The sequence below is a fragment of the Porphyromonas endodontalis ATCC 35406 genome, from assembly GCF_000174815.1.
GTDB lineage: Bacteria > Bacteroidota > Bacteroidia > Bacteroidales > Porphyromonadaceae > Porphyromonas > Porphyromonas endodontalis.
Genome location: NZ_ACNN01000007.1, coordinates 136,223 through 142,500, shown reverse-complemented (window position 1 = coordinate 142,500; position 6,278 = coordinate 136,223). Strand labels below are relative to the sequence as shown.

The 6,278-nt window shown below is 48.6% G+C and carries 5 protein-coding genes; all 5 read right to left on the bottom strand.

From position 1 onward, the window contains the following. Window positions 1-361: 361 nt before the first annotated feature. The 5 genes from POREN0001_RS02125 to POREN0001_RS02105 all read right to left on the bottom strand — a co-directional run bounded on the left by POREN0001_RS02125 (window position 362) and on the right by POREN0001_RS02105 (window position 6,249). A complete protein-coding gene (locus tag POREN0001_RS02125; RefSeq protein WP_004332500.1) occupies window positions 362-802 on the bottom strand; it encodes a hypothetical protein in 441 nt (146 codons plus the stop codon). A 414-nt stretch (window positions 803-1,216) separates the two neighbouring features. Next, window positions 1,217-1,621, bottom strand: coding sequence for a lipocalin-like domain-containing protein (locus POREN0001_RS02120; RefSeq protein WP_004332602.1), 405 nt, complete (start codon window positions 1,619-1,621; stop codon window positions 1,217-1,219). 215 nt (window positions 1,622-1,836) lie between these two features. Continuing rightward, window positions 1,837-2,466 (bottom strand): HAD family hydrolase, encoded by a 630-nt coding sequence (locus POREN0001_RS02115; protein ID WP_004332437.1) that lies wholly within the window; start codon window positions 2,464-2,466, stop codon window positions 1,837-1,839. A gap of 72 nt (window positions 2,467-2,538) precedes the next feature. Further along, entirely contained in the window at window positions 2,539-4,614 is a 2,076-nt protein-coding gene (gene dpp5, locus POREN0001_RS02110; RefSeq protein ID WP_004332553.1) for a dipeptidyl-peptidase Dpp5, read from the bottom strand. A 21-nt stretch (window positions 4,615-4,635) separates the two neighbouring features. Next, the gene (locus POREN0001_RS02105) at window positions 4,636-6,249 is read right to left on the bottom strand and encodes an ABC-F family ATP-binding cassette domain-containing protein (RefSeq protein WP_004332607.1); all 1,614 of its coding nucleotides are present in this window, start codon (window positions 6,247-6,249) and stop codon (window positions 4,636-4,638) included. Window positions 6,250-6,278 lie beyond the last annotated feature (29 nt).

The following is a 6,278-nucleotide window of genomic DNA, read 5'->3' as shown; positions in this document are numbered from 1 at the left end:
GGAAAAAGTTGGACTTTAAATCCCCAAATGAAGTCTTAGCACTACTTTTGTCATACCGTTGCACTTGATACTGGAATCTGCACAGTTGAGATTTGAGGGAGAATAGATCAGAAACGAAAAGGTTTTTGCCCGAAGTGTCCGGGTGTTTTGGGCGAGGAGCGAGGAGAGTCTTAGGCGAAAAGGGGTGCCCTATCTGTCGTCTCTCCCTTTCCTCTTGGGGGGGCTGTTCTCTAGTTCATGGCTCCAAGAGTCTAGGGGTAGCCCCATAAACAGAAGATCGCCACGCCCTAATAGAGAAAGGGCGCAGCGATCGACTTTTCTTTTATCCCGCTAGATGGCTAGGGGATATTTGTTGGGTTTCTTACTTTGCAGGAGCAGCTTCTGCGGGTGCTTCAGCGGGAGCTTCAGCAGGAACGAGCATGAAGATGTATTCTTGAGAACCTTCTACGTTAGCACGCTTACCATCTTGATCGAGCATGTAGATCATACCGTTTTCTACTTCGAAAGCCTTGTCAGCAAAAGTGAGCTTGCCTTCAGCAAAAGTGTAAGGTACGTCCTTGAGGTCTTCTGTAGAAGTCTTGTAGTCGCAGAGGTTGCCTTCTTTGATTACGAGAGTAGCTTCTTCAGCAGTACCTTTGTCTGCCATAGGGAATGTAGCCTTGTATTCACCCATTTGGAGTTCGGGAGCTACTACTTCTTCTACAACAGTTGCAGTTGTGTCTGCCGTTTCCTCATTCTTGTTGCCACCGCAGGCAAAAAGCATCATTGAGAGGGCAACGATGCCCATCATCTTTTTCATCATAACGATTGATTTATTAAAAATTATCCTTTCCAATGTAGAGCCCCTTCTTTGTTTACCTCACGATGTTTACGCATGGTGTCTAACGCATATAGACCACTAGCGTTCACCTCGGCTTTTTGGGAATGGGCTCCCTTCTTTTTCCTATTATCGAAATCAGCCCCTCTCTTGGGAGCTGTGGAGATTATCCTATGGTCCTAAATGCCCTCTCTCCTTTTCCGCTGCAAAAGTACAAAATATGGATTATATATTGTACACCTTAGGGCGTAGATTTTTTTCGCTAAGGGTTTGGGCGTCTATCTTCTTCCTAGAAAAGAGAAACCGCCACCCCTCGTAAAGAGGAGTAGCGGTCGCTTAAAGTTTATCTTTTCCCAAGTCTCTCAGAGTGGAGAGACAGAGGGTGATTAGATTCCTTTCTTATTGTGCAGGAGCTTCTTCAGCAGCGGGAGCTTCTACTACAGGAGCGGGAGCTACAAATACTACAGGAGCAGCGCCTTCTTCCTTAACAGCAGGTTCAAGACCAGCTTCGGTGAGGTTCAAAACCATAGGCTCACCTTCTTTAGGAGTAAGGGTAAGTTCCTTGGTTTCTGCGTTGAAAGCATAAGTACCTTCAGTTTTCTTTTCACCTTCAACAAAGATGAAAGACGCATCTTCGTTGAGGGTAAGAGATACTTCACCAGCCTTCCATTCACCCATTTGAAGAGTAGGAGTTACAACTTCTTCTACAACAGTAGCAGTTGTGTCAGTTGTTTCTTCGTTTTTGTTGCCACCGCAGGCAAAAAGAGCCATAGAAAGAGCGATGATACCAAATACCTTTTTCATTTTCTTCTTAATTAATAATACTATTTCTTTGTTCTATATTCTCACTCAAATGTGGATACACGAAACTGCTAGACGATCCCCTTTTGTGGGTAGCTCCAGCAAATACTCTGCAAAGTTACTACAAACTTTTGATATGCAACTATTTTAGATCTCACAGAGCAAAAATATTTTTCTTGCTTATATCTTACTTTCTTGTCTCTTAGAGAGTTAGTTGGTTACTTCTCCAGCTGATTGAGCATATCTTGTAGGGCGTCATGCCAGTCTTCAGTGTTTTTTACGAGTAAAGAGTGGATGCCGAGAGTTTGAGCCGCCTCTACGTTCGCTATCCCATCATCTACAAAGAGAGTCTCTTCGGGCTTCATTTGCCCTTCGGAGAGCATCTTTTGGTATATTTCGGGGCTTGGCTTTAGAAGTCCCATGCGGCAGGAGGCGTAGATGTGATCTACCATTTGGGGGAGCGAACCTCCATTGGGAAGGAAGCCGGGAGCCTCTACCGTTTCGAGAATGTAGGGGTTGGTGTTGCTTAGGATTCCGAGGTAGTACTTTTTGCGCAACTCACGGAGATAGTCGTACTTATAGAGAGGAACCTCTTTTATAAACCCTTGCACAGCCCAGCTTACCTGCTGATGTGTGAGGGAGAGATGGTATTGCTCGTTTAGGAGATCCTCGAAGCGAGAGGCAGAGTAAGTACCCCGCTCAAGCTCTAGAAAAATCCCTCGTTGTAGGTAGGGATCGAGTAGCTCTTCTATGTCGTGTACCCCGAGGCTTAAAAAACGTCTGGCGGCTTCGTCTCTATCGAGATCGACAAGTACTCCTCCAAAATCGAAGATGATATTCTTAATCATAGGAATAAAAAACAGGGGCACATACCAAGCAAAAAATCTTGGTACGCCCCATGTTTGTACGTTTATAAAGGATTATTTTTTGAGCCAACGGTCCAGCCAACGGAAGAATGTGCGCTGCCAAAGTACCGCATTCTGGGGTTGGAGCACCCAGTGATTCTCGTCAGGATAGAGCAACATCTCGGTGGGAACGCCATGCATACGAGCTGCGTCAAAAGCCATCATCCCTTGTGACGCCAAGATGCGGTAGTCTCGCTCTCCGTGAATGATAAGTATGGGCGTATCCCATTTATCCACGAAGAGATGAGGCGAGGTGGCAAAGGTACGTTGTGCGGTTGCATTGGATTTTTCCCAAGGAGCACCTCCCATATCCCAATTGGCAAACCATTTCTCCTCCGTTTCGAGGTACTGAGCTTCCAAATTGAAGATGCCGGCATGGGCAATAAAGCAGTTGAATCGCTTTTCGTGATGACCTGCAAGCCAATATACCGAGAAGCCGCCGTAGCTGGCACCTACACAGCCCATCCCGTTGGGATCTATGTAGGATTCTTTCTTCATTTCATCGGCAGCCGTTAGGTAGTCGCGCATGTTCTGACCGCCGTAGTCGCCACTAATCTGTTCGTTCCACGCCTTACCGAATCCGGGTACGCCGTGACGGTTGGGGAGAATTACGATATATCCGTTCTCCGCCATGATGCGAGGATTCCAACGATAGGACCAGAATTGGCTGATGGTGCTCTGTGGCCCTCCTTGGCAATATAGGATTGAGGGATATTTTTTTGAGGCATCAAAATTGGCGGGATAGAGTACCCATACGAGCATCTTTTCGCCATTGGTGGTATTCATCCAACGCTTTTCGCAACGAATGTCTCCCAGCTGAGCGAGTGTCGATTCGTTCTCCTTTGTAATAGCCGTAGCCGTTCCTTTTTTGAGGTCAATGCGGTAGAGGTCGGTTGGAGCTAGCATGGATTGGCGTGCAGCAACGAGCGTCGTGCCCTGTAGGTCGAAGCCCACATAGTCCATCTGTCCTTGGGTGATACGGCGGATTTTTTTGTTCTTGAGCGTGAGTTCGTATAGGTGCGATTCGGCCTCAACGCAAGCAATGAAGTAGATGCTCTTGCCGTCTTGGCTCCATGTGGGTTGCTCTACGTTGTACTCAAACCCCTCGGTTAGATAGGTCTTCTCGCCCGTGGTTCTATCGAGGAGGAAAAGGCGGATCAGATCCGACTCGTACCCATCGCGCTCCATGCTACACCATGTCATGTATTTACCATCCGGGGAGAAGGAGGGATGTGTATCGTAGCCCATCATACCCTCGGTTAGGTTGGTGGTAGTGCCGGTTGTGAGGTCGTAGTAATAAATGTCTGAGTTGGTAGAGATGCTGTATTCCAAGCCCGTTTTTTTACGACTAGCGTAGGCAATCCCTTTACCATCGGGGGTAATGGCGATGTCGCTCTCGTCGCTGTGGGGCTTCATGGGAGCCTCGAACAGTTCGCCTTCTAGGAGGTCTTTCCCTTGTGTAATGGGCTGCTGAGCGAGAGAGGCAACGAAAGTATGCGGAGCGGTTTCTACCCACTCATCCCAATGCTTGTACATAAGATCGGTAATGACACGCCCCGAGATTTTATCGAGATCGGGGTTGCGATCTTTTGCTTCATTGGGGAGTTTGATGTCCGCTGTGTACACGAGTTGCTTACCGTCTTGGCTGTAGAGGTATCCGGTGATTCCCCCGGGGATGCGGGTTACTTGACGCTGGTCGGTGCCATCGGGAAGGATGCTGACAAGTTGCATCTCGCCCTCAATAACCGTAAGATAGGCGATGCGCTTCCCGTCTTCGATCCAGCGAGGAGAGACTGCTGTGCGCGTGCCGTCAGTGAGCGCTTTGCGACCCGAACCATCGCTATTGACAAAGAAAAGTTGCGTCTTAGCCTTGTTGTCTTGGATACTTGGTAGGCTCACGCTGTACACAACCTGTTTGCCGTTTGGGGAGAGGGAGAAGCCTCCTATCCGAGCCATGGTAAGGAGCATTTCCGGAGTCATCATAGAGGATTGAGAAGTCTGTTGGGTTGGATTTCCATCGCTATAGCCTGCTGCATATACGGGTATGGCAAGCGAAACGGCTGCGAGGAGGCTGAGGATAGTTCTTTTCATAGGATATGGCATTCTTGATGATTAATAGATAGCCTCACGACGCTCGAGTAGCGAGGTATCGCTGATATAGTCGTCGTAATTGATAATCTTGTCGATGCTTCCCTTGGGGCCCAACTCAATTACGCGATTGGCAACGGTGCGAATAAACTCGTGGTCGTGGCTGCTGAAGAGGACATTCCCCTTGAATCCGATGAGCGTATTGTTGAATGCTTGGATCGACTCTAGGTCAAGGTGGTTGGTCGGGGTATCTAGCACGAGCACGTTAGCTCCCGGGGGAAGCATCATTTTGGAGATCATACAACGCATCTTTTCTCCCCCGGAGAGTACCGAAGCGCTCTTGTTTACTTCCTCTCCACTGAAGAGCATACGTCCGAGGAATCCCTTGATATAGACGTCGTTGGTATCCTGAGCGAACTGCCCGAGCCACTCGATCAAGTTCATGTCGGTATTGAAGAAGTTGGTATTATCTAGTGGAAGATAGGCTTTGGTAATGGTCTGTCCCCATTCGAATGTACCCGAATCGGCTTTGCGATTGTCGTTGATAATCTCAAAAAGAGCCGTCATGGCACGAGGGTCGCGGCTGATGAAAACGATCTTATCGCCCTGCTCTACATTGAAGTTGAGGTCTTGGAAAAGGATTTGCCCTTCGATGCTTGCGGTGAGCCCCTTGACCTCTAGAATGCGGTTGCCCGGCTCACGCTCGGGTTGGAATATAATCCCGGGGTAGCGGCGAGAGGAGGCCACAATCTCATCCACGTTGAGCTTCTCGAGCATCTTTTTGCGACTGGTTGTCTGCTTGCTCTTGGCCACGTTGGCACTAAAGCGGCGGATGAATTCTTCGAGTTCCTTGCGCTTCTCTTCGTTCTTTTTATTCTGCTGTTGCTGCTGGCGGAGGGCCAATTGGCTTGATTCGTACCAGAAGGAATAGTTCCCGGCAAACTGGCGCACCTTACCAAAGTCTATGTCAATGGTGTGGGTGGAAACGGCGTCGAGGAAGTGGCGGTCGTGGCTTACAACGAGTACGGTACTCTCTGTTTCTGCAAGATAATCTTCGAGCCATCCTACGGTATCGAGGTCGAGGTCGTTGGTAGGTTCGTCCAGCAAAAGGTTGTCGGGTTTACCAAAGAGAGCACGAGCGAGTAGCACACGCACTTTTTGCTTACCGCTAATATCCTTCATGAGTTGGTAGTGGAGATCTTCTTTGATCCCAAGCCCGCTGAGAAGAGCTGCCGCATCACTCTCGGCATTCCAGCCGTCTAGGTTGGCGAATTGCTCTTCCAATTCTGCCACGCGATTGCCGTCTTCGTCGGAAAAATCCTCCTTGGCATAGATGGCATTTTTCTCCTCCATCACCTCCCATAGTGTGCTATGTCCCATCAAGACGGTGTTGAGGACGGTAAACTCATCGAAGGCAAAGTGGTCCTGACTAAGTACGCTGAGACGCTCGCCGGGTCCCAAAGAAATGCTGCCACGAGTAGGGTCTATTTGCCCACTAATGGCACGAAGTAGAGTAGACTTTCCTGCTCCATTGGCTCCAATGATACCGTAGCAATTGCCGGGTGTGAATTTGAGATTGACATCCTGAAACAGGATGCGTTTGCCAAATTGGATGCAGAGGTCGTTGATCGTGATCATATATATATGTATTCGTTTTCTGTTATTGT